Raw genomic sequence first — 23,413 nt, 5'->3', positions numbered from 1 at the left:
CGTACGGATTAAGCCTGAGTATCGTTGCGCGACGACAGAACCTTGTCAATCAGGCCGTACTCCATGGCCTGCTGCGACGACATGAAATTGTCGCGCTCGGTATCCTGCCGCAATTGTTCCGTGCTCTTGCCGGTATGCTTGGCCATCAGTTCGTTCATCAGGTCCTTGATCTTCAGCAATTCGCGGGCGTGGATTTCGATATCGGTCGCCTGGCCGGACAAGCCGCCGATCAAAGGCTGGTGAATCATCACCCGGCTGTGGGGCAAGGCAAAACGCTTGCCCTGCTGGCCGGCGGAAAGCAGGAAGGCGCCCATGCTGGCGGCCTGGCCTATGCACAAGGTCGAAACATCCGGCTTGATGAAGTTCATCGTATCGTAGATCGACATGCCCGCGGTAATCGAGCCGCCGGGCGAGTTGATGTAGAAGAAGATGTCCTTGTCCGGGTTCTCCGATTCGAGAAACAGCAACTGCGCCACAACCAGATTGGCCGACTCATCCGTCACGGGCCCCACCAAGAACACGATGCGTTCCTTGAGAAGACGCGAGTAGATATCATACGCGCGCTCGCCACGGCCGCTCTGCTCTACGACCATGGGCACGAGGCCCAGTGCTTGAGGTTCCATCATCGATTTCATCGGCCACTCCGGTTATGGGTTATCAGGCGTTCTTGCCCATCAGTTGTTCGAAAGGCACCGCCGCTTCCAGTACATTGGCACGAGTCAGCACAAATTCAACCACATTGTTTTCAAGAACCATGGAAGTCGGGCCTTCGAGGCGGTCCGGGCTCGCATAATACCAGCTCACCACTTCTTCCGCGTCCTCGTAGCTGTCGGCAAACTCGTCGACCAGCGCGCGCACCTGTTCCGGCTTGGCTTCCAGCTTGTTGGCATCGACCACTTCGGCCAGGATCAGCCCCAGCGAAACTCGGCGTTCAGCCTGTTGCTGGAACAGTTCCGGCGGGAACGGCATGTCCTTGACGTTTTTCATGCCACGGCCTTCCAGATCGCGACGGGCCTGATCCATCAGGCGCCCGATTTCCTGCTGCACCAGTGCCTTCGGCAGTTCGATCTCGGTCGCGTCGAGCAGGGCTTGCATCACGTTTTCCTTCACGCGGGCCTGCAGACGACGCTTCACTTCGCGTTCGACATTCTTTTTGATCTCGGCGCGCATCGCGTCGACATCGCCGTCAGCCACGCCCAGTTGCTTGGCGAATTCGGCATCGACGGCCGGCAGTTCGGCTTCGGCCACATTCTTGACCGTGATTTCGAAGACGGCGGTTTTGCCGGCTACGTCCTTGCCGTGGTAGTCGGCAGGGAAGCTCACTTCGATATTCTTGGTCTCGCCTTCGGCCAGACCGGTCACACCGGTCTCGAAGTCGGGCAACATCTGCCCCTGGCCCAGTACGAACGGGAAGTTTTCCGAAGAGCCGCCTTCGAACGGCACGCCGTCGATGCTGCCCTTGAAATCGATGATCACGCGATCGCCCGTGGCGGCGGCGCGCTCGACGCGGGTATAGCGGGTGCGTTGTTGGCGCAGGATGTCGACGGTCTTGTCGATTTCGGCTTCGGTGACTTCAGCCACCGGCTTTTCGATGTCCTTGCCAGTCAGATCGCCGACCTTGACTTCGGGGTACACTTCAAAGATCGCGGCAAATTTGAAGTTTTCCTTGTCGGCTTCATCGGTCGACGGTTCGAAACGCGGGAAACCCGCCACGCGCAGTTTCTGTTCGACAACGGCCTGATGGAAGCCCTGCTGAACCTGCTCGCCAAGGACTTCTTCGCGAATCTGCGGGCCATAGCTCATTTCGACAATCTTGAGCGGAGCCTTGCCCGGGCGGAAGCCCTGGATCTTGGCACTGCGGGCGGCGCGCTTGAGACGCTCGGCCACTTGGGCATCAATAACAGCCATGGGCAGCGCGATATCCATGCGGCGCTCGAGGGTGCTCAACGTTTCCACCTGTACTTGCATGTCAAATCCTTAAAACATGTGCGAGTTTAGTAAGCTGTGCGGGACGACGCAGACGGGGCCGGTTGCCGACGCGGCGACACCCACATGTGATGCGCGGCCGGATACGCCCGATGGCGATCATCCGCTCAATTCCGCCGGGACGAACGCAGCGCTCCGGCGGATACGAAAACCGGCAGTATATCACGCTTGACGGCTTTGTAAGCAGCCTCGCCACAGCGACGGCGCGCCATTTCGCCAGACCGAAAATACCGCCTTGTGGTATCGTTTCTACTTGGCGCCACCGATTCACAATGTGCAACGTATACTGCGATGACCGAAAAATCCATTCCCTACGGAAACCAGAGCCTTGCCCGCGGTTTTCTGTTGCTCGAGATTCTCAGCGATTACCCCAACGGCTGCTCCCTCGCCCGGCTCAGCGAACTCGTGGAGCTGAACAAAAGCACCACCCACCGCATACTGCAGGGGCTGTCGGCACTCGGTTACGTCACCCATGCCGTGACTCCCGGCAGCTACCGGCTGACGGCAAAACTGGTGGCCATCGGGCAAAAGGCGCTGTCGTCCCTGAATATCGTGCAGATGGCAGCCCCCTTTCTCGAAACCCTGAACTGGGAGACGGGGGAAACGGTCAATATGGGCAACCTGGAAAACGACCACGTCATTCTGGTCTACAAGCTCGAGCCCACGCGCGACATCATGCGCACGCACGCTTATATCGGGCAGCAGCGCCCGCTGCACTGCACAGCCATGGGCAAGCTGTTTCTCGCCTTCAGCCCCGACACCTACCTTGAACGCTACTGGGCCAGCGCACGCATCGAGCGGCTGACCGATACGACCATCATCGACATCGCGTCGATGCGCCGCGAGCTTGCCGACATCCGCGCGCGCGGCCTGGCTTTCGACCGTGAAGAAAACGAACTCGGCGTCTCCTGCATCGCGGCACCGGTCTTCGACATCCACCAGCGCGTCCAGTACGCGATCTCATCGTCATTGCCGACGCCGCGCCTGCACTCCGTGGGAGAGAGCTCGCTGATCCCGCCGCTGCTGCATGCCGCCGACTGCATTTCCAAAGAACTAGGTGGCAGCACTCCGTTGCCGCAGTAAACCGCTCCGCTCCCGTCGCCCTCCCCCGAGACCGGCCGGCGGCAGCGGCGTCGCTCAGGCGCCCGGCTGACCGTAATAGGCGCCTGCCCCGTGCTTGCGCAGATAGTGCTTGTCCAGCAGCTCCTGGGCCATGTCGCTCAGGGGTCCCAGTTGACCGCCAAACAGCGCCATATAGCCGACCTCCTCCAGAACCACCGCATTGTGTACCGCCTCGTGCGCGTCCCGTCCCCAGGTGAAAGGCCCGTGCGAATGCACGAGTACGGCCGGCACCGCCATCGGGGCAAGACCGCGCTCGGTGAAGGTCTCGATGATCACCTGCCCAGTCTCCCGCTCATACTCGCCGGCGATTTCGGCTCGGCGCAAAGCACGCGTGCAAGGAATCGCGCCGTGAAAGTAATCGGCGTGCGTCGTGCCCAGGGCCGGCATATCGCGCCGGGCCTGCGCCCAAATCGTAGCGTGTCGCGAGTGGGTATGAACGATACCGCCGATCGATGGCGTCCAGCGGTACAGGGCCAGATGTGTCGGGGTGTCCGACGACGGGCGCTTGTCGCCTTCGACCACCCGTCCATCCATATCCAGCACCACCATGTCCGCGACCTTCATCTCTTCATACTTGATGCCCGATGGTTTGATAACCACCCGTCCCTGCTCGCGGTCGATGGCGCTGACATTGCCCCAGGTAAAAGTCACGAGTCCGTGGCGCGGCAAATCCAGATTGGCCGCCAGCACGGCCTCTTTCAGAGATTCAAGCATCGAAACCTCCTTCCGCCATTCGCGCTTCAATCCAGCGTCTTGCGTTTATGATTTCAAGCAGGGGCTCCTCCGCCTTCTCGGTCCACATCTCGATCAGGAAGGCGCCGCGATAGCCGATACGCGCCAGGGTGGAAAACACACCGACAAAGTCGACGCACCCGCTGCCGAAAGGCACATCGCGGAACTGCCCTGGCTGCCCGGCGGTCACTGGCAAGGCATCTTTCAGATGGATGGCGGCAATGCGGTCGAGCCCGAGCGCAAGTTCGCCGGCCACATCATTGCCCCAGGCGGTCAGATTGCCGACGTCGGGGTAGACGGTAAACCACGGGGAGCGGATGCGAGCCTCCCAGGCCTTCCATTTGCGGATTGAATTAAGAAAATCGGTATCCATGATTTCAACGGCCAGCATGACCTGGGCGCCTGCCGCGAGATCGACCGCCCATTCCAGCCCTTCGGCAAACAGCGCCACGGTGGCGGCATCGTGCGGCTCGTAGTAGACATCGTAACCGGCCAGCTGGATGGTGCGAATGCCGAGATCTTGCGCGAGGCGTATCGCCTCGCGCAAGATGCGGCGCGCCTCTTCGCGGATGGCGGGGTCGCGGCTTCCGAAGGGAAACCGGCGATGAGCGGACAGGCACAGCGAAGGAATCCGCACGCCACTGTCGCGAATCTCCTGGGCGAGCTCGCGCCGTTCGCCCACGCTCCAGTCGAGCCGCGCCAGCCGGGAATCGCTTTCATCGATCGACATCTCGACAAAATCGAAGCCGCAGGCACGCGCTACGGCCAGCCGCTCGCCCCACCCCAGATTCGCCGGCAGCGCCTTTTCATAAATTCCAAGAGGATGGCGACGCATGTTCAGCCCTCCCATCCGCGGTCGATCGCATCGTGGAAAGCCTGGGCCGCGGCAACGGGGTCGGGCGCACCGTACAATGCCCGGCCGGCGATGAAGGCACGCACCGGAATGCCGACAAACAAGGGCAGATCGGCCGGAGTCAGCCCGCCGGTCACGGAGGGTTCGATCCCCGCATCGGCCAGGGCACGCAGCAGCTTCAAATCCTGCGCGCCCCATCCCAGCCCCTTCGCCGCCGCGTCCCGCCCACGATGGTAAATCGCCTGCCGCACCCCCAGCGCGCGCCACTCGCGGGCCTGCTCCAGCGTCCAATGGCCGAACAGTTCGACCTGAATCTCGCCGCCATGCTCATGCGCCACGCGCTGGGCGGCCTCCAGCGTCGCCAGCGGCGCGGCGCAGATGACCGTCATCCAGTCGGCGCCGGCACCGAAAGCCATGCGCGCCATCTCGGTTCCGGCATCGGCCGTCTTGAGATCGACGACCATGATGTGCTCGGGATAGCGTTCGCGGATCCGGCGCACCGCCCCCATGCCGGCCGAGCAGCACAACAGGGTTCCGGCTTCGATGATATCCACATGCGGCGCCAACCCCGCCAGCGACTGAAGTGCCGCGTCCGGATCAAGTTGGTCGAGGGCGAGTTGAAGCAGAGGTCTGGTCATGGGGAACTCCTGAAGAAAGGGCGAGCGGCTCGGTGTCATGAAAATGGCGCAGGCAATCTATAAGATGCTGATATCGCTGATACTTGCGCTCATAGGCGCACTGGTCACGAGCCTGCGGAACCAGGACGCGCAGGGGCATGCGCAGGGCGGCAACCGCCTCGGTGAAGCAGGAGAAAACGCCGCCGCCGACGGCCGCCGCCAATGCCGCACCGAGACACCCCGTCTCTTCCACCTCCGGCACTTCGACTGGCAAGCCACTGGCATCGGCCAGCATCTGCATCCAGACATCGGAGTGCGAAGGTCCCCCGGTCACACGCAGCGCCTCGACGCGATCGAAGCACTGCTGCATGCGGCGCAGATGCGTGAGATGGCTAAAAACCACCCCTTCGTAAACAGCCTGCAGCACATGAGCGCGTCCGTGTGCGGCCTGCATGTCGAACAGGCAGCCGTGCATGCCGAGTCCGGCATTGCTGCCGTACAGAAACGGGAGGAACAACAGGGAGCTTGAGGCGGGCGGCAGCTGGGCAATGGCGTGGTTCATCGCATCGTAATCGACAGCCGCGCCACCGCCGGCGGTGCGCAACACCCACTCCAGATTGATGGCCGACGTCGGGCTCGCCTCATGGATGATGTACTCGCCCGCCTGGGCATGGCGGCCGTGCACAAAATTCGCGGTGGGGTGACGTCGAATGAAAGAGCTCACGCCCGAAGTCACCGACCAGGTTCCCATGACCGCGTTGAGTCGGGTGTCGTCGACGACACCCGAGCACAAGGCGGTGGCAACGACATCGAACAGCCCGCCGACCACCGGGGTCGAGGCGAGCAGCCCGGTGGTGGCCGCGGCCTCGGCCGTGATGGCGCCGGCGACCTCGGCCGAACCGACGACAGGCGGCAGGCGCTCGACGATATCGGCGATCCCGAAGCACTCCGCCAGGGCCGGGTCGTAGCGCGACTCGTGCATATCGAACAGATTCGACTCGGAAATATTGCTGATCTCGCAAGCGAGCTCGCCGCACAAGCGGAACCGCAGAAAATCATGCGCCATCAGCACCGAACCGATGGCCGCGTAGCGCTCGGCGTCGTTCGCCTTGATCCAGGCGAGCAGGCTGACCGGATGCCCGGTCCACAGTGTCTGCAAGGTCGCGGGATAGACACGTTCGGGCAGCCCTGCCTGCTGCCATGCACGCACCTGATCCAGTGCGCGCTGGTCGGACGACAGGATGCCGCGCCCCAGGGGTTGGCCTTGCCTATCCAGCAAGTACAGCCCCTTGCCCTGGGCCGAGATGCCGACACCGGCGATGGAAGAGGCCGGAAGACGGCTTGCCGCCAGCGCCGAGCGAATCACACGGACGGCCGCTTGCCACAGGCGTTCCATATCGCGTTCCTGCCAACCGGGCCTCGGACTTTCGACGGTCAATGGTTCGCGTGCGATGGCATATTCCCGCCCGTCTGCATCATAGATGCCGGCCTTGATCAGAGTGCCGCCGCAGTCAAGCCCAAGCCAGTACGACATGAGGGATCTCCTGATTCCGGTTGCCGGTCGTGACAGCGCGCCAAACGCACGCGATCAAAGCCGTAGCCGTTCGATCACAAGGCGAGAATGCGCGCCCAGACGCTATCGTCGACAGGGATGCCCTGCGCGATGTTCTGCGCCTTGAGCTGCGGAAACTCATGACCGGGAATCCGGATTGCCACGTCGGGGTCCGCGCGCTGCGCACTCAGCACGTAATCCCTGATGGTCTGAAGTTTTTCCGACATCGTGCCTTCATCGATCAGCTTGTCGACCGAAATCGCGATGAACACCTGCGAGACACGGGTTTCGTCGCTCTGCGTCTCGGTGATTTCAGCCACCGACAGCCCCCCCGACAGCAGGGTCGCGATCATATCGAGCACAATGGAAAGGCCGGATCCTTTCCAGTATCCCATTGGCATTATGCGGCGATTCTTTTCGATCACCGCCGGCTCGCGCGTCGGGCATCCGTCATCGTCGAAGCCTCCATCCACCGGCAGCTGTCGGCCATTCAAGCGATTGACTTCGAGCATTCCGTAGGAAAACATCGACATCGACATGTCGACCATGGTGACAGGATCGCCCGGCACCGCCACGATCAGCGGGTTCGTGCCGATTCGGCATTCTTTCGCTCCCCACGGCGGCATGACCGCGATCGAATTGGACCAGCAGATGCCGATATAGCCACGCTCGGCCGCCTGGTAGCCATAACCGCCGCCACGCATCCAGTGGTTGGCATTGCGCAGCGCAATCAACCCGATGCCGTGCGCATCGGCCAGTTCCATCGCGCGTGCCATCATGGCCTGCGCGGTCAGATTGCCGATGCCGCGCCGGGCATCCCACTGCTCGAGCGCCCCTAGCGCCAGCAGGCGTTCCGGCTCGGCCGCCGGATCGATATCGCCCTGGTCCAGTTGCTGGACGAAGCGCGGAAAGCGATTGACGCCATGACTGTACACACCGGTCAAGGTCGTTTCGGCAAACAGCCTGGCGCACTCATCCGCCTTTGCCTCGCTCAGGCCACGCCCCAGCAGAACGCGTTTGAATTCCGTCTTCAACTGCTCGCAGCTCACTCGCATGACCCATTCCTCTTCGGAAAATGACGACCTGCATCGCCTCTTGACTGCAAAATATCACATTGTAGAATCTAATTTCAATATATATCTTACATTGTGGAATTGAATTCCATCGATAGAAAATTCTGTTGCAGTCCCCGTCACGCCACGGGCACCGAGAGCAAAGCCGCGATCGACCGGGGAAAGCCCCCTTTCGCATCGGGCACGGGAATAAAGAAGCGGCCGGGTGTCTTCGCCGTTTTCAGCACACCCCCACCCCCGGTTTGTCAAACCGGAGTTGCTGCGCCCCGCCCGGAATCGTCATCGAGACCCGCAGCGGGCAGCGGGCGATGCCCGCCCCCTCCCGGCCACGCGCCCTGACGAGCCGCCCCCGTCCGGACCTTGCCCCCATGCCGCTCGCGGCAACGGCAATGCCTCTCTTTCAGCCTGCACCCCTGCGCTGCCGTTGCCGGCCCGCCAATAAGATGTATACTGTATATATCTTAATAACCCGTCCCGCCGGACGCATCGGTCCTCCCATGTTCTTCGGAAAAACCCGCCGCGCACTCGAAACGGCAAAACGTGAACTGACACAGCTACGCGCAGAGCTGCGGCAACTGACGCTTGACAAGGAAGCGCTGCAAACAGAACTCTCCAGGCGCGACGACACGCTCGCCGCCCTGCGCCAGGAAAACAGGCAACTGGCTGGCATCTGCCGGAATCTGGCACACTTCGGCACATCGCTGGCCAATACCCGCGCGTCGTTCGAGCAGTTGGTGGCGCGACTGGCGGACGAGCAGCAAATGGCACATGCCGCCGGCGAGCAATCGCAGGAAAACCGCAGTGCCTTCGCTCACTTGAGCGAGACCCTGGATCGGCTGGTCACCGACATCCGTCACTGCGCCGAACGCATCGCGGGCCTGTCCGAGCGTGCCGCCAAGGTCGATGGCATCGTGCGCCTGATCGGCGAGGTGGCCGACCAGACCAGCCTCCTGGCCCTGAACGCCGCGATCGAAGCCGCACGTGCGGGCGAAGCCGGTCGCGGTTTCGCGGTCGTGGCGGACGAAGTTCGCAAACTGGCAGAAAAGACCACGGTCGCGACACGCGACATTACGGCCCTCGTTGCCGGCATCCAGCAAGAAACGGGGGCTGCGCGCAATGCCATCGACGAAGCCGCGCATGGCGTCGAACGCCACAGCGAGGAAAACAGCCTGGCCATGACGCGCATGGGTGCCTTACTCGATCTGACGGGAAAAATGGATGATTCGATCAAGGTATCGGCCAAATTATCCGGGGTGGAACTGGCCAATGTCGAAGAATTGCTATTGAAGCTCGAGGTCTATCTGGTGCTTCTCGGTCAGTCGCCGCGCCTGTCGTCCGAGCTGCCCGACGAGACGCAATGCCGACTCGGTCGCTGGTATTACGGGGAAGCGAAGCAGCGCTATCAGAGCGACAGCCGCTTTACGCAACTGGAAGCGCCGCATCGGGCCATGCACCAGCAGGCGCGCCACGCCATCGACGCCTGGCGTGCGGGCAAACTGGACGAAGCGCTGGATGCACTGGAACGGATGGAACGGGCGAATCTGGACGTCAGCCAGGGCCTGGCCGGGCTGCTCGCCAGCCCGAGACCCGCCGCCCCAGGCCGGAACCGTTCTCAGCCGTAGTGGCAGACGTAATGCAGCGTTTCCGTCACGTCGATATCGAAAGCGCTATTCCCCGGCACGCTGAAGGACTCTCCGGGGCCGTAAGCTCTCGCGGCCCCGCCCGACAGCGTCACCGTGCAATGCCCGTCGACGACATCCATGACCTCGGGCGCGCCGGTGGTAAAGGTCAGGCGAGCAGGCAAAATGACTCCCAGCGTCTTGCGGCTGCCGTCGGCCAGCAACACCGTATGGCTCACGCATTTGCCGTCAAAATACACATTCCCCTTCTTGACGACGCTAACGTTATCGAACTGCGACATGCGAGGCTTCCTTTGCAAGAAAAGTGACAGAACGCGCAGTGTAACCGCGCCGGCGCCACAATCAAAGATGCGCGTCCGAGCCCATGCCGCGACGCCGCGCCCGGTGGACAGATACTCCGCCTCTTGGTATTTCTTTCGCGACAATTCCGCATTGCGACGGTCCAACTGGATTTCCGTGTGCAAGCGAAAGGAGACAAGAGATGAATGCCAGCCCTCGTTTCGACGGCAAGCTTGTCATTATCGGTTTCGGCAGCATCGCGCGCGCCAGTCTGCCCCTGATAGGACACCACCTCGGCATCGACCGTGACCGCATCACCATCGTGACCCCCGACGCCATCCCCGGCATCGGCCCGGAAACCTTCGGCCGTCCGATCCTCCACGCGCTCGACCGCGCCACATACCGGCCGATACTGACGCCCCTGCTGGCCCCCGGCGATTTCCTGCTCAACCTGGCGACAGGTGTCTCAAGCGCGGACCTGATCCGGCTCGCGCAAGCCCGCGGCGCGGGCTACCTCGACACCGGCCTCGACGCCTGGGACGAAGACTGGGACGTACCCGGCATGACGGCGGCCGAGCGCAGCAACTACGCGCTGCGCGAACAGATCCGTCCCTTGCGCGGCAAAGGGGGGCCGACCGCCGTCGTCACCCACGGCGCCAACCCGGGCCTGGTCAACCACTTTGTCAAACAGGCGCTGCTCGATCTGGCGGCCGAACTCCTGCCCGGCACCACGCCGCCCGCCCGGCGGCGCGACTGGGCCCTGCTTGCGCAAAACCTCGGAGTCAGCACCCTGCATATAGCCGAACAGGACAATCAGGCCGTGGCGGCGCCCGTCACGGAGGAATTCGGCAACACCTGGTCAGTCGACGGCTTCGTGGCCGAAAGCCGCCAACCCGCCGAGCTCGGCTGGGGATCGCACGAGCGTTCGATGCCGAGGGATGGTCACGGACACCGCCACGGTTGCCGCGCGTCGATCTATCTGGAACGCCCGGGCGCCTCGGTCAGGGCACGCAGCTGGTCTCCGGCCAGCGGTCCCTACCACGGCTTTCTGATCACGCACGGCGAGTCTGTTTCGCTGGCCGACTACTTCACGCTGCGAGACCGCGATGGAGTCCTGTACCGTCCCACCGTCCACTATGTCTACCGGCCCTGCGACGCGGCTCTGGCGAGCCTGCACGACATGGCAGGGCGCAACTGGGCGCCCCCCGCTCGCCAGCGCATTCTGTTCGATGAAATCACCACCGGGGCCGACACGCTGGGCGTTCTGCTGGCCGGTCACGGCAGAAACGCCTACTGGTATGGTTCCAGGCTCACGATTGCCGCGGCGAGAGCGGCCGCCCCGTACAACAACGCCACCACGCTGCAGGTGGCGGCCGGCGTCGTTTCCGGCATGCTGTGGGCACTCGCCCACCCCGGACGCGGCCTGGTGGAGCCAGAAGACATGGACCACGGCGAAGTGCTCGCGGCCGCCGCGCCCTATCTCGGCGAGATCATCGGCGTATATACCGACTGGACCCCTCTGAGCGGACGCGGCGAACTGTTTCGCGAGGAGATGATCACGGATGACCCATGGCAATTTCGCAACGTCCGCGTCGACTGAGCGCGCGGCCCGCCGCAACTACCAGCCGAGACCGGGCAAGACCGGGGTGCCCTCGCGCCGAACCGACTGCAGATCGGCGGGAGACAGACCGAGCGCCTTGAGCATCGTCGGCGCCACCTGGGTGGCACTGACCGGCGTATCGACGGTTTTTCCCGCCGCCATCCCCGGCATCGCCACCAGCAGGGCCACGTGGCGGTCGTCTTCGGAAAAACCGCCGTGTTCGGCCCGTTTGCTCGCCGCAGGCTTGGTATAGATCACGCCGGGCTCCGGCAGAACCACGATATCAGGCACCCGGTCATCCTGCATCGGATCGTTGAACAAGGCCGCCAGCCGCCTACCGCTGAGGATGTCCCCGATATGCGCCTCGCTGCGGCGCGCATTGAGCGCCGTGACCACTTCCGCGGTCTTGCTGCCGTCGCGCAGCCACAGCAAGGCCACATCATCCTGGGTCGCATGCGCGAGCAAGCCGGCCTGAACGCCATTCACGATGGAAGGAATCAGCTTGCCGTCGACGATGCGGCGCAGCGCGGGATCGATCGGCGACTGCCCGTGCTTGGCCGTGACGACGAGCAGCGTATCGGCGTCGAGATGGGCATGCGAGAGTGCGAGCAGGATGCGATGCAGCGAAGCGTCAGTATGCTGCAGAGCCTGCGCGAGCCCGTCGCTTGGCGTCGCTTGCGCATCGCGATAGCCGGCGGTCTTCTGCCCTACGCTGACCGCCTGGAAATTCATGCCGAACAAGGCAGGCACCCCCGGCGCCGCACGGCCGGCATGGTCGTGACCGGCAATGTGTTCGAGTATGGCCGTCACTTTCAGGTCATCGTTGACTTCGGCCTTCTCGACGCTGCCATCGGCATTGCCGGCCGCAATTTCGGGGGTGTACAGATCGTCGACGCCGCGACCGGAAGGGCCGTTGACCCAATCGTAGGCCAGATGTTTGTCTGCCCAGGCCGTGCGCCCGCCGGCAGCCTTGACCACCTCAAACACCGTATTGACGCGCAGGTAGGCATGCGGAAAAACCGGCGCGCATCCGCGTGCAGGGTCGCGCGGCAAGGCGGTAACGCGAATGCCGCCACCGCCATCGATCGCATCCGGATCGATGTCGACCGACTCGTCCAGCACGACCTCGCTACCGGGCTTGCAATCGGCCCCTGCGAGCGTCCGGCTATAGGTATCGTCGTAATAAAGACCGGTCGACCGTGGCGTCCCCCCCGTCAGCAGTGCGGCAAGGCCGGGAAAGGAATCGGATGGAGCGACCGTCATGGCCTGCCGGTAGCGCACGCTGCGGCCGGCCAGTGCGGCCAGCGCAGAATCGGGCCTCGAATCGATGAATCGTTCCAGATCGCGCTCGTGCAGGCCATCGATGCTGATCAACAGAACATGGTGCGTCGGGACGGCGGCGGCAAGCGCATTGCCGGCTTGCGTTGCCAGCGCGAAGCCGATGGCGGACACGAGCAGAGGGCGTCGGACAAAACGTGGCAAGACCGGCATGGCTTCATCCTGTCATAGGGAAATGGCAATAGCCGATACTCGCCCACCAACATCAAATAAATATGACAAAAAAACAGTGCCGTATCAATCCGGCTGCGCAGCCCCCACCCCGTTCGTTTCCCCACTGGCAAACACGGCGAATTCCCGTGCCGGCATCGGCCGTCCGAACCAGTACCCTTGCATGATATGGCAGCCCATCGCGAGCAGCGAATCGCGCTGCTCGCGTGTTTCGACCCCCTCGGCAACCACTTCCATCCATAGATCGCGAGCCAGTGACAGGGTCGCCTTGACGATGGCGGCGTCTTCGGCCGTACCGGGCAGGCGCTGGACAAAAGACTGATCGATTTTGAGCCGGCTGATCGGATACCGCGTCAGCCTCGATAGCGAGGAGTAACCGGTGCCGAAATCGTCGAGTGCGAAACGGCACCCGTGCGCAAGCAGGGCGTGGAAACGCCCGAGATTTTCCAGACTGTCGTCCATCAACGTGCTCTCGGTCAGCTCCAGCTCGATGCCGCCGGGCGGAATCGCATACCGTTCGAACAGGGACTGGACATGCGCAGGCAGGTCGCGCCGCCCCAGCTGCAGCGGCGACAGGTTGACCGAGATCGGAATGGCCCGTCCCGCATCGCTCCAGCGCTGGTGCTGGCGGCACGCTTCGGCCAGGACCCACTGCCCGAGCGGAATGATCAGCCCGGAACGTTCGGCCAAAGCAATGAATTCGCCCGGCATCAGCAAGCCGCGCTGCGGGTGCTGCCAGCGCACCAGCGCCTCGCACCCCACGCAGCGTCCGCTGACGGCGTCGACCTGGGGCTGGAAGTGCAATAGCAGCTGCGCGCTGTCGTCGGCGAGCGCACGCCGCAAATCCTGCTCAAGCGTCAATCGCTCCAGCGCATTCGCATTCATTTCCGGCGTATAGATGCACACATTGTCGCGGCCGGCCGCCTTCGCCGCGTACATGGCGAGATCGGCGTGGCGCAACAAGGTATCGGGATCCGCACCGTGCTCCGGATACAAGGCGACACCGATGCTCACCGTGGTATGCAACTCATGCTCGCCGACCACGACAGGGGCCAGGAAGACCTCCAACAGACGGCGCGCAATGCCGTTGACCTCGCCAATATCGTCATAAGGCAGTAGCGCGACGAATTCGTCGCCGCCATGGCGCGCCAACAAAGCCAGTGCGGGCAGGGGAATGACCAGACGGCGCGCAATCTCGACGAGCAAAAGATCGCCGACCGGGTGGCCAAGACTGTCGTTGACGGTCTTGAATTCGTCGATATCGAGGAACAGCACAGCCAGGTGCCGCTGCTCGCGTTGTGCGTCCAGGAGCGCCTGCCGTGCCGCCGCCAACCAGCGCCCACGGTTGGGCAGACCGGTCAGACTATCATGCAGGGCCATGAATTCGACCCGGAGTTCGGCCCGGCGCGTCGCATCGAGTTGATCCTGCAGCAGCGAATTGGCATGTGCCAGCGCGATTGTCCGGTCCGTCACCTCGGTCTCTACCCTGCGCGTGTAACCGGTCAGCAACAACAGAAATCCCCCGAACAAGCCGCTCATGGCCAGCCCGACCACAACGGTGGCCCACTCCAGCCAGCTGCGCATTCCAGCAAGGTAGGCCGCGCTGGCGCGCTGGCGCAGCGACCAGTGCCGGCCGGCAAAATCGATACGTGCAATCTGCGAGGGATGGCGCTGCAGCCACTCGGGTCGCTCGCAACCGGCCTCACCGGACAGACGATCCGACCCGATGGCCGCATCCATGTCGAGCAGGCAGATGTCGACATCGTGACGCGCCGCGCGGGGCAGTAAAGAATCGAGAACATCGTCCATACGAAACACGCTGGACACGACGCCCAGCAGCTCAGACTGCCGGCCGGGGCCGCGTACGGCCTGATACAACACGATACTGCGTTGTCGCCCACTCTCCTGCACCAGTCGCAACGAAGCGCTGGCCACCGGCGTTTCGCCCTTGACCGCCAGTGCGACCGCGCGTGCCAGTACCGGCCAGGATGCGACATCCAGACCGAAGGCCTTGCGGTTGCTCTCCAGGGGTTCGATAAAGCGGATGGGAAAGTACTCCGCCCGCCGTGGCGACACAGACAGTCCGCCCCGCTCGTTGCGGGATAGGATGGGGGCGCCGCCGAGCGCCCTGCTTTCGAAATCCGGACGCCCGGCATCCGTCACGCGTGGGCTCCAGCCCAGATTCTGCGTCCCGGGAAAGCGGCTGCGCCAGGGCTGCGTCACCCGCCGCCACGCGTCGCCATCGGCAGCCGGCGAGATCGACTGGACCTGCTGCAGAGCCAGCAATACATCCAGCTGCGCGTCCAGCCTTCGGCGTACCATCTGCTCGATCTGGCCTGCATCGCGCGTGAACTGGCTTTGCACCCGCAGCGTTTCCCAGCGGTGTACGAGCATGCCGAGAATAAACAGGGCCACGGCAAAAAACAGCAGCGGCACGCTGATCGACCAGCGCCTGGCCCGCCACTCGATATGCGGGCGCCCAAACCAGGCCAACATCAGCGGCAGCGCGATCAGGGTGCCCAGCGTATCGCCCAGCCACCAGCACCAGCCGTTGAACACCGCGTCCTGGGCCGGAATCACACCGACCAGGGTCAACACCGGCACGCTGACGGCGGCACACAGCAGGCAGGACACCGGTACGACGCCAAGGAACAGGCGCACGATGGCCAGCGGCGTGTCCAGGCGGTTCGGCCAGCCCACCCAGGCGCGCACCAGGCGCACTCCGGCCAGAGCCTGCAAGGTCGAGCCGACGGGAACCACCAGCGCCCCCACCCACCCCGCCCCCTGAACCCCGGATTGCCACCCTGCCACCAGCTGCACGATCAGCGAACCCAGCAGGACACCGGGCCAGCCCTTGCGCCATAACAACAGGCCAACGAGTGCGATGCCGGCAGACGGGAACATCGGTGCGGTATAGCCAGGAGGTATGGCCGTCCGCAAAGACGCGACACCGATCAGCCCATAGGCAGCGGCCAGCAGAAGGATAAGGCGCAGTCGCAAGCGGGTACCCTCGGTTGGTTTCATCCCCATACGACAATATCATGAGCTCTTTTTGTCGTCATCCGCTTTGCAGCGCGGTTCGGGGCACGGCCGCCCTGGCCGTCGACGCCGCGGCGGCAACATTTGCCACTGTCTGGAAAAACTTGCCAGCCGCGCAGGCACCGGGGACCGGCCCAACCGCCAAAACACCCCCTTTTCGCCGGGCATGCCAATTGCTACTACCCCGGACAACAAGCACCTGCCAGTCAGCAGATGCAAAAACGATCTCGCTCGTCAATTTGGAGTGGAAGCATGATTCTCGGCGCGGTGGGCTCATTCATCAGCACTTCGGGAGGGGCCATCCTCAAGGCCGGCTCTTCGGTAGTCAGCGAAGTGGCGTCGGTCGTCGAAGCGCACCCCGCAATCGCGGCCATCGCGATCGGGTATGAAGCCTACGAATACTTGCACAACGGCAGTTCGTCCTCTGCCGATAGCGTAGGCAGCAACGTCAACACAAGCGCCTGACCCCTACCTTCCCCGTTGCGGATCGGGCAGTCCGCCCCCCGTCTCTCCGCTTTGCAGGGCGGCATGCTCGGCCAGCTCGCTATCGATAAAAGCAGCAATCATGGCACGCCACACGGCCGCCGCCACAGTGGGGTCGGCCCCCGTCTCCGCGGCCTGCCGGGTCACGTTCTCGATCACCCGGGCAACCCGATCCGGCGCGGGCACCTCCGCGGCCGTCTTCTTGAACCGCGCGGCCTGTCTGACACAGTGGCCGCGTTGCGCAAGCAGGACCATCATCATCCTATCGATGCGATCGATTTCAAGGCGTACCTCCACCAGGGATTCGAACTGCCGGGCGTCCATACCGTCCTTTCCGGAACAAAAATTCAAGCACTGCGACACCCTTCCATCAGAACAGGCCCGAAGCGATATTGATGGTCAGGGCCAGCAGGGTCGTATTGAAGACAAAAGCCAGCACGCAATGCACGAGGCCTGTCCGCCGCATCTGACGCGAGGTAAAGCTCACATCCGCTGTCTGGCCCGACGTGCCGATGATGCAGGCGAAGTAAAGAAAGTCGCCATAGTCAGGCTGCTCCTCGCCCGGGAACGCCAGTCCTGCAACCTTTTCCCGGCCCAGGGCGGCGTAGTAATCATGGGCATAGTGCAGGGCGAACATGACATGAGTGAAGCACCAGGAGGATGCGAGGGTCAGCGCCGCCAGACCGATGTGGGCGGAGCGTAGCACCCCATGCATATCCTTGGCCACGGCCAGTTCGGTCACGATGGCCCCGATAATGGCCAAGGCCGCCAGAACCACGAAGGTCAGCACGACGATACGCCCTTCGTCCTGTCGCCTGGCGCGCCAGCGCATCGTATCATGACTGGACCAGAACATCATGCGCGCGGCCAGAACGAGATAAAGACAGGTCCCGATATTCCAGGCGATGATGATGCGGGTGATCTCGTGCGAAGCGAGCGAGGGAGGCAGAAAAAAGGCGGCAACGATGCCGATCAGGGTCGACGCAAGCAGTCTCGGCCTGTGCCGTATCCCCCGAAGCACGACCGAGCGCCGGGAATGCGACGCGCCATTATCGATATTCAACTTGCAGGGCTCCTTATGAAACAGGACGGGCAGCGACGGCAGGCGGCTTCGGCATGGCGACCGCTCGGGCCATGGCCACGCGGGCCGAAACGGGCCGTATCGACGTCCATGAAAGGGGGAGCATTGCCGCGCACGGGCGGGTCGCAATGCCGCGTTGTCAACGCTTAGTCCAGCAGGCGCCCGACCCAGTCCGCGACCGCATCGCCACTGCCCATGTCCGCTTGCAGCAGGCCATCGATCATGAAACTCGGAGAAACGTGGATACCGTTCTGGCGCCCATACCTGGCATGCCGCTTGACTTCGCGATCGAGATCGGGAATCGCAAACGCCTCCTGCAGAGCAATCCCACTGTAGCGCTCCAGGCGCTCGATGATCTGCCGCGGCGTGGCGTCCATATTCGCCCCGTCACAGTGGTGGTCAAACTCGAATTCTTCTCGGTGCGCCGCGACGGCGCCCAGCACGATGCGCGCAGCTTCTTTGCCTTGCGGCAATGTGGATGCGGCAAGAACGCAGCGCACCACGACTCCCGAGTACAGATGCCAAGGCTGGGACAGCAGCCATATTCTGATCGTGATGCGGTCCTCTCCCGCCTGCGCCAGCAGCGGGCCCAGCTTGCCGAAAGCCCGGACGGAAAACGGGCAGGTGGGTTCGAGAAAAACGTCCAGTACCCGCGGCCCGCGGCCCCAGCTCAGGGGCGCAGCCCGCCAGCGTGCGTCAGTCATATCAGATTTCCCGCTTCAAATGGCGCAATCAGTCTAAACACAAACGACATCCCCCTACAAGGGCGCAACGGGACAACGGCGGCAGGATGCGCAGGCCATCGGCAAGCGCAAGACGGGCCCCGGCATCCCATGCCATGGACGGCAATCGATGCCCGCCCGTTCCGGATGCCGCCCCTGCGCCGGCGGCACGCGCCTCACTGACGGCGCCCTGGGCGTTTATTTGCAACCGTCGCGTATCAGGCGATCGCCAGTCCTGGCGCGGCCCCGCAAAGCCCCGGAAAGGGGACCGGGTTTGCCGCAGCGGGCGCGTAGCTGCCGTGCGCGACGACAGCCCTCCGCTTGAGGCAAGTCGCACAGGGGCGAATTGTTGTGAAACGCGCACTCGACAAACAGTGCGGCGGGATTTGGCGTATGCTGCCTTCCTTTCCGATCACACGGCCGAAAAAGCACCCATGCCGACGTCGAGTAAATCCGCATTATTGAGCTTGAGCGACTACAAGACCATTTTTCTCTCGGTCCTTGGCGGCGCGCTCGAGGTTTATGACTTCATCATTTTTGTCTTTCTGTCCGTAACGATAGCCGACGTTTTCTTTCCTCCCGATGTTCCCGAATGGCTGCGCATGTTGCAAAGCCTGGCGATTTTTTCAGTCGGCTACCTGGCCCGCCCGCTAGGCGGTCTGTTGCTCGCGCATTACGCCGACCGCTCCGGCCGCAAGCTCATGTTCAATTTCACCTTGCTGTTCATGGCCATCCCCTGCCTGTGCATAGGCCTGCTGCCGGGCTATGCGCAGATCGGCTACTACGCCCCCTTGCTGCTGCTGCTCGCCAGGCTGATCCAGGGCGCCGCGCTCGGGGGCGAGGTTCCCAACGCCTGGGTCTTCGTCTCCGAGCACGTACCGCCCGAACGGCGGGGCTATGCGCTGGGCTTGTTGCAGGCCGGGCTGACTTTCGGCTACCTGCTGGCCGCGCTCACGACAGCCTTGCTCACCAGCCTCTACAGCAGCGCCGAGTTGCGGGCCTGGGCCTGGCGCATCCCCTTCTTCATCGGCGGAGTGTTCGGCTTTATCGCCATAGGCTTGCGGCGCTGGCTGCGTGAAACGCCGGTATTCCTCGCGCTCAGGGAGAGGCAGGAACTGGCCCGCAAACTGCCGGTCGCGGGCATCATCCGCCACCACCGCGCATCGGCCATCCCCTCTGTCGTGCTCACGCTCATTCTGACCTCGGCCGTCATCACGATGGTCGTCGTCATGCCGATCGCCTTGCAAAAACTCTACGGGCAGGATCCCGCCACGACATTCCGCATCAGTTGCGCAGCCATCCTGGCGTTGAATATCGGCTGCATCCTCGCCGGCCGGCTATCCGACCGGTTCGGAGCCTGGAGAACGGTCGCGCTCTACAGCGTGCTGCTGGCACTGGGAACCACCCTGTTATGCGCGTCCCTGAGTGCCAGCCTGCACCTCGTGCTGGCCAGCTATATGATCGCCTGCCTGTTCAGCGGGGTGATCGGCGCGGTGCCCGCAGTCATCGTGCAGTTGTTCCCGACCCGCTGGAAAGTGACCGGCATATCACTCACCTACAACATGACCTATTCGCTGGGTTCCAGCATACTGCCCCTGCTCATGCTCGGACTGCTGCAGTCCTCGCGCTGGGGCATGGCCATCCTCGCCACCGCCATCGGCGTGCTCGCCCTGCTCACCATCCGCGTCTTCAGGCACGTGGAGATGTTTCCGTAACGCGCGCCCGCCAGCGAGGCCGGACAAGCCGACGCGGAAACGGGCCGCCCTGGCACCGGCCAGCGTGATCGCACTCCACCGGATCGCATCAGGGAAAGACAGCGCGGGGCTTACGGGGTATTATCCCTTCACGAGTTAACGCACAATCCGACAGCTCGAGTTGCGCCCCATCCCGAACGGGACCCCGGCGTACTGTCCGGAAACGCATGTCCGGATTCCGGGCGCAGCTCATCAAACGAACGGGTGAGTACGATTGTGAGTAACGCGGCGGGCTCCCGCCACCGTCACACGTTAAAAAAAGGCTCATAGACGCACCATGCTACTGATGATCGACAACTACGACAGCTTTACCTACAACCTGGTTCAATACTTCGGCGAACTCGGGCAAGAGGTGAAAGTCTTTCGCAACGACGAGATCACGCTGCAGCAGATCGAAGACCTGGCGCCGGACTACCTGGTTCTTTCGCCCGGCCCCTGCACGCCGGATCAGGCCGGGATATCCCTGGCGGCCATCGCCCACTTCGCCGGAAAAATACCGATTCTGGGCGTCTGCCTCGGCCACCAGAGCATTGGTCAGGCTTTCGGCGGCAAAGTCGTCCACGCCCGTCAACTGATGCACGGCAAGGTGTCGCCGGTTGCGCACAAGAACTCCGGCGTTTTCGCAGGCCTGCCCGATCCGGTCACCTGCACCCGCTACCACTCGCTTGTCGTCGAGCGCGACACCCTGCCCGAATGCCTGGAAATCACCGCCTGGACCGACGACGGCGAAATCATGGGCCTGCGGCACACGACATTGCCGATCGAAGGCGTCCAGTTCCATCCCGAATCGATATTGACCGAGCACGGACATGCGATGCTCGACAATTTCCTGCGCCAGCACGCGCATGCATGAGGCCGTCACCACCATGATTACCCCGCAAGCCGCGCTTAACCGGCTGATAGACTCCAACGAACTTTTTTTCGATGAAATGCTGGATCTGATGCGTCAGATCATGCGCGGCGAAGTCCCCCCCACCCTGGTGGCAGGCATCCTGGTCGGGCTGAGGGTCAAGGTTGAAAGCGTGCAGGAAATCGCGGCAGCGGCGACCGTAATGCGCGAATTCGCGACGCTGGTGCCCGTCGCCCGGCGCGAGCATCTGGTCGACACCTGCGGCACAGGGGGCGACCACTCGCACAGCTTCAACATTTCGACCACCTCCGCCTTTGTCGCGGCGGCGGCCGGTGCCCGCGTCGCCAAGCATGGCGGGCGTTCGGTATCATCCAAAAGCGGCAGCGCCGATGTGCTCGAACATCTGGGCGTCGCCTTGAACCTGTCCGCGCCCCAGGTCGGACAGTGCATAGACCGCATCGGGCTCGGCTTCATGTTCGCCCCCAACCACCACAGCGCGATGCGCCATGTGGTCCCTATCCGCAAGGAACTCGGCGTTCGCACCCTGTTCAACATCCTCGGTCCGCTCACCAACCCGGCGCAGGCCGACAATCAGGTCATGGGGGTATTCCATCCCGATCTGGTTGGCATACAATCCCGGGTACTGAAAGAGCTCGGCAGCCGCCATGTCATGGTCGTGCACGGTTGCGACGGTCTCGACGAAATCACGCTGTCCGGCCCCAGCCGGGTGGCCGAGCTGCGCGAAGGACGCATACGCGAGTATGAAATCGACCCGGCCGACTTCGGCCTGCCGCGTTGCGATCTGTCCGCCTTGCGCGCCGACAATGCCGAGGCTTCGGCGACGATCATGCGCGAGGTCCTGGAGGGCAGGCCCGGACCGGCACGCGATATCGTGCTCATCAACGCAGGGGCTGCCATTTACACCGCGGGTGTAGCCGATTCGCTGCAGGATGGCATCAAGGCCGCCGCCGCCGCCATCGAAAGCGGAGCCGCCCGTAACAAGCTGGACGAACTGGTTCAGCTGAGCCGCCGCCTGGCGGAAACCGAATAAGCCGTTTCCGGCCGCCGTGGCGACCGGAGTCCTTTCCATTCTTTTGAATGTGCCAAAGACAATGAACAAACTCTCGAAAGATATTTTCAAGGCGTACGACATCCGCGGCATCGTCGGCAAGACGCTGACCGCCGACACGGCGCGCCTTATCGGTCGCGCGGTCGGCTCCGAAGCCGTTGCGCGCAAGGTCGACACCGTCGTTATCGGCCGGGATGGCCGTCTGTCCGGGCCGGAACTGTCCGATGCGCTGGCAGCGGGTCTCACCGAAGCCGGCGTTGATGTGATCGATATCGGTCGCGTCGCCACACCCATGCTGTACTTCGCCACGCACGAACTCGGCACCCTGTCCGGCGTCATGGTGACCGGCAGCCACAACCCGCCCGACTACAACGGCTTCAAGATGGTACTGGCCGGCGACACGCTGGCCGGCGACGACATCCAGGCCCTGTACCAGCGCATTCTGAGCGAAGATTTCAGCAGCGGAGCCGGCAAGATCAGTAGCCGCGACATCGCCGAAGCCTATTTCGACCGCATCACCGGCGATATCAAGCTCGAACGTTCGATGAATATCGTGATCGACAGTGGAAACGGTGTCGCAGGCGCCTATGCTCCCGTCCTGTTTCGCCGTCTCGGCTGCCGCGTGCGCGAACTATTCTGCGACGTCGACGGCAACTTCCCCAACCACCATCCGGATCCGGCCAAGCCGGAAAACCTGCAGGACGTGATCGAGGCGCTGTCCAAGACCGACGCTGAAATCGGCCTCGCCTTCGACGGCGACGGCGACCGCCTGGGCGTGGTCACCAAGGATGGCACCATCATCTGGCCCGACCGTCAACTGATGCTCTACGCGGCCGATGTGCTGGAGCGCAACCCCAAGGCCAAGATCATCTACGACGTCAAATCGACGCGCCTGCTCAAGCCCTGGATCAAGCAAAACAAGGGGGTGCCGGTCATGTCCCGCACGGGCCACAGCTATATCAAGGCCAAAATCAAGGAAACGGGCGCCCTGCTCGCCGGCGAGATGAGCGGCCACGTCTTCTTCAAGGAACGCTGGTACGGTTTCGACGACGGCCTGTACACCGGCGCACGTCTATTGGAAATCCTGTCCCGCGTTGAAGACCCGAGCGCGCTGCTCAACGCCCTGCCGAACGCGATTTCGACACCCGAACTCAATATCAAGACGCGCGAAGGCGAGAACCACACCCTGATCGCCGAACTGCAGAAGAGCGCCCGCTTCGAAAAGGCCGAGGAAATCATCACCATCGACGGCCTGCGCGTAGAATACGCCGACGGATTCGGGCTGATGCGCGCCTCCAATACCACCCCGGTGATCGTACTGCGCTTCGAAGCCGATAACGAAGAAGCGATCGAGCGCATCAAGGCGGATTTTCGCACGGCGCTGTCGGCCGTGACCGACGCCAAACTGCCGTTCTGAGCATACGACGCTCACGCACGGTCGCCGACGAGGGC

Annotated in this window: 21 protein-coding genes and 1 pseudogene; 9 read left to right on the top strand and 13 right to left on the bottom strand. The window is 63.2% G+C overall.

Annotated elements, in window-relative coordinates; translation table 11 throughout:
* Positions 1-8: 8 nt before the first annotated feature.
* Positions 9-635, bottom strand: a complete 627-nt coding sequence (gene clpP / locus G520_RS0116445) for an ATP-dependent Clp endopeptidase proteolytic subunit ClpP (RefSeq protein WP_028536598.1) — start codon at positions 633-635, stop codon at positions 9-11.
* A 22-nt stretch (positions 636-657) separates the two neighbouring features.
* Entirely contained in the window at positions 658-1,968 is a 1,311-nt protein-coding gene (gene tig, locus G520_RS0116440) for a trigger factor (RefSeq protein WP_028536597.1), read from the bottom strand.
* A gap of 309 nt (positions 1,969-2,277) precedes the next feature.
* Here tig and G520_RS0116435 point away from each other — a divergent pair, with 309 nt between their 5' ends.
* Positions 2,278-3,069 carry an IclR family transcriptional regulator gene (locus G520_RS0116435; protein ID WP_028536596.1) on the top strand — a complete coding sequence of 264 codons (792 nt, stop codon included), beginning with the start codon at positions 2,278-2,280 and terminating at the stop codon, positions 3,067-3,069.
* 54 nt (positions 3,070-3,123) lie between these two features.
* Here G520_RS0116435 and araD read toward each other — a convergent pair whose 3' ends face one another.
* The 5 genes from araD to yiaK form a co-directional block, all read right to left on the bottom strand.
* Entirely contained in the window at positions 3,124-3,822 is a 699-nt protein-coding gene (araD, locus tag G520_RS0116430; protein ID WP_028536595.1) for an L-ribulose-5-phosphate 4-epimerase, read from the bottom strand.
* Complete coding sequence (locus tag G520_RS0116425) at positions 3,815-4,675, bottom strand: L-ribulose-5-phosphate 3-epimerase (RefSeq protein ID WP_028536594.1); 861 nt, start codon at positions 4,673-4,675, stop codon at positions 3,815-3,817. Before G520_RS0116425 ends, araD begins: the two co-directional genes overlap by 8 nt.
* Positions 4,676-4,677: 2 nt before the next feature.
* Positions 4,678-5,331: a 3-keto-L-gulonate-6-phosphate decarboxylase UlaD gene (gene ulaD, locus G520_RS0116420; RefSeq protein WP_028536593.1), complete on the bottom strand. Its 654-nt coding sequence runs from the start codon at positions 5,329-5,331 to the stop codon at positions 4,678-4,680.
* Positions 5,291-6,844: an FGGY-family carbohydrate kinase gene (locus G520_RS23245; protein WP_084637681.1), complete on the bottom strand. Its 1,554-nt coding sequence runs from the start codon at positions 6,842-6,844 to the stop codon at positions 5,291-5,293. The genes ulaD and G520_RS23245 overlap by 41 nt, the downstream gene beginning before the upstream one ends.
* A 74-nt stretch (positions 6,845-6,918) precedes the next feature.
* A complete protein-coding gene (yiaK, locus tag G520_RS0116410) occupies positions 6,919-7,917 on the bottom strand; it encodes a 3-dehydro-L-gulonate 2-dehydrogenase (RefSeq protein WP_028536592.1) in 999 nt (332 codons plus the stop codon).
* A 917-nt stretch (positions 7,918-8,834) separates the two neighbouring features.
* Here yiaK and G520_RS25855 point away from each other — a divergent pair.
* Together G520_RS25855 and G520_RS25850 are read left to right on the top strand one after the other, a co-directional pair.
* Positions 8,835-9,107: pseudogene (locus G520_RS25855) on the top strand (methyl-accepting chemotaxis protein); the annotation flags it as partial.
* Between the two features lie 3 nt (positions 9,108-9,110).
* Positions 9,111-9,557, top strand: a complete 447-nt coding sequence (locus tag G520_RS25850) for a CZB domain-containing protein (RefSeq protein WP_428829240.1) — start codon at positions 9,111-9,113, stop codon at positions 9,555-9,557.
* Here G520_RS25850 and ppnP read toward each other — a convergent pair.
* Positions 9,548-9,856 (bottom strand): pyrimidine/purine nucleoside phosphorylase, encoded by a 309-nt coding sequence (gene ppnP / locus G520_RS0116400; RefSeq protein ID WP_028536590.1) that lies wholly within the window; start codon positions 9,854-9,856, stop codon positions 9,548-9,550. The genes G520_RS25850 and ppnP overlap by 10 nt on opposite strands.
* A 200-nt stretch (positions 9,857-10,056) precedes the next feature.
* Here ppnP and G520_RS0116395 point away from each other — a divergent pair, with 200 nt between their 5' ends.
* The gene (locus G520_RS0116395; protein ID WP_028536589.1) at positions 10,057-11,454 is read left to right on the top strand and encodes a saccharopine dehydrogenase C-terminal domain-containing protein; all 1,398 of its coding nucleotides are present in this window, start codon (positions 10,057-10,059) and stop codon (positions 11,452-11,454) included.
* An 18-nt stretch (positions 11,455-11,472) separates the two neighbouring features.
* Here G520_RS0116395 and G520_RS0116390 read toward each other — a convergent pair whose 3' ends face one another.
* A complete protein-coding gene (locus tag G520_RS0116390) occupies positions 11,473-12,945 on the bottom strand; it encodes an alkaline phosphatase family protein (RefSeq protein WP_036666408.1) in 1,473 nt (490 codons plus the stop codon).
* Between the two features lie 84 nt (positions 12,946-13,029).
* Positions 13,030-15,993, bottom strand: coding sequence for a bifunctional diguanylate cyclase/phosphodiesterase (locus tag G520_RS23240; RefSeq protein ID WP_051229472.1), 2,964 nt, complete (start codon positions 15,991-15,993; stop codon positions 13,030-13,032).
* Positions 15,994-16,254: 261 nt separating this feature from the next.
* On the opposite strand from G520_RS23240, the gene G520_RS0116380 reads away from it, so the two are divergent.
* Positions 16,255-16,467: a hypothetical protein gene (locus G520_RS0116380; protein ID WP_028536587.1), complete on the top strand. Its 213-nt coding sequence runs from the start codon at positions 16,255-16,257 to the stop codon at positions 16,465-16,467.
* A 3-nt stretch (positions 16,468-16,470) separates the two neighbouring features.
* On the opposite strand, the gene G520_RS23235 is transcribed toward G520_RS0116380, so the two are convergent.
* The 3 genes from G520_RS23235 to G520_RS0116365 all read right to left on the bottom strand — a co-directional run bounded on the left by G520_RS23235 (position 16,471) and on the right by G520_RS0116365 (position 18,270).
* Positions 16,471-16,809: a chorismate mutase gene (locus tag G520_RS23235; RefSeq protein ID WP_051229471.1), complete on the bottom strand. Its 339-nt coding sequence runs from the start codon at positions 16,807-16,809 to the stop codon at positions 16,471-16,473.
* A 46-nt stretch (positions 16,810-16,855) separates the two neighbouring features.
* On the bottom strand, positions 16,856-17,548 hold the full coding sequence (locus G520_RS0116370) for a DUF1345 domain-containing protein (RefSeq protein ID WP_211222860.1): 693 nt from the start codon (positions 17,546-17,548) through the stop codon (positions 16,856-16,858).
* Between the two features lie 164 nt (positions 17,549-17,712).
* Positions 17,713-18,270, bottom strand: a complete 558-nt coding sequence (locus G520_RS0116365; RefSeq protein ID WP_028536585.1) for a DsbA family protein — start codon at positions 18,268-18,270, stop codon at positions 17,713-17,715.
* Positions 18,271-18,722: 452 nt separating this feature from the next.
* On the opposite strand from G520_RS0116365, the gene G520_RS0116360 reads away from it, so the two are divergent.
* From G520_RS0116360 to G520_RS0116345, 4 genes are all read left to right on the top strand, one after another.
* The gene (locus tag G520_RS0116360; protein ID WP_028536584.1) at positions 18,723-20,003 is read left to right on the top strand and encodes an MFS transporter; all 1,281 of its coding nucleotides are present in this window, start codon (positions 18,723-18,725) and stop codon (positions 20,001-20,003) included.
* A 316-nt stretch (positions 20,004-20,319) separates the two neighbouring features.
* The gene (locus G520_RS0116355) at positions 20,320-20,895 is read left to right on the top strand and encodes an aminodeoxychorismate/anthranilate synthase component II (RefSeq protein WP_028536583.1); all 576 of its coding nucleotides are present in this window, start codon (positions 20,320-20,322) and stop codon (positions 20,893-20,895) included.
* Positions 20,896-20,908: 13 nt separating this feature from the next.
* A complete protein-coding gene (gene trpD / locus G520_RS0116350; protein WP_028536582.1) occupies positions 20,909-21,943 on the top strand; it encodes an anthranilate phosphoribosyltransferase in 1,035 nt (344 codons plus the stop codon).
* Positions 21,944-22,004: 61 nt separating this feature from the next.
* On the top strand, positions 22,005-23,378 hold the full coding sequence (locus tag G520_RS0116345) for a phosphomannomutase/phosphoglucomutase (RefSeq protein WP_028536581.1): 1,374 nt from the start codon (positions 22,005-22,007) through the stop codon (positions 23,376-23,378).
* Positions 23,379-23,413: the final 35 nt, after the last annotated feature.

Origin of the sequence: Paludibacterium yongneupense DSM 18731, from assembly GCF_000422925.1 — a bacterium.
GTDB classification, from domain to species: Bacteria; Pseudomonadota; Gammaproteobacteria; order Burkholderiales; family Chromobacteriaceae; genus Paludibacterium; species Paludibacterium yongneupense.
Note: the sequence above shows the minus strand (reverse complement) of the source record. Positions and strands in the feature narration are given on the sequence as shown.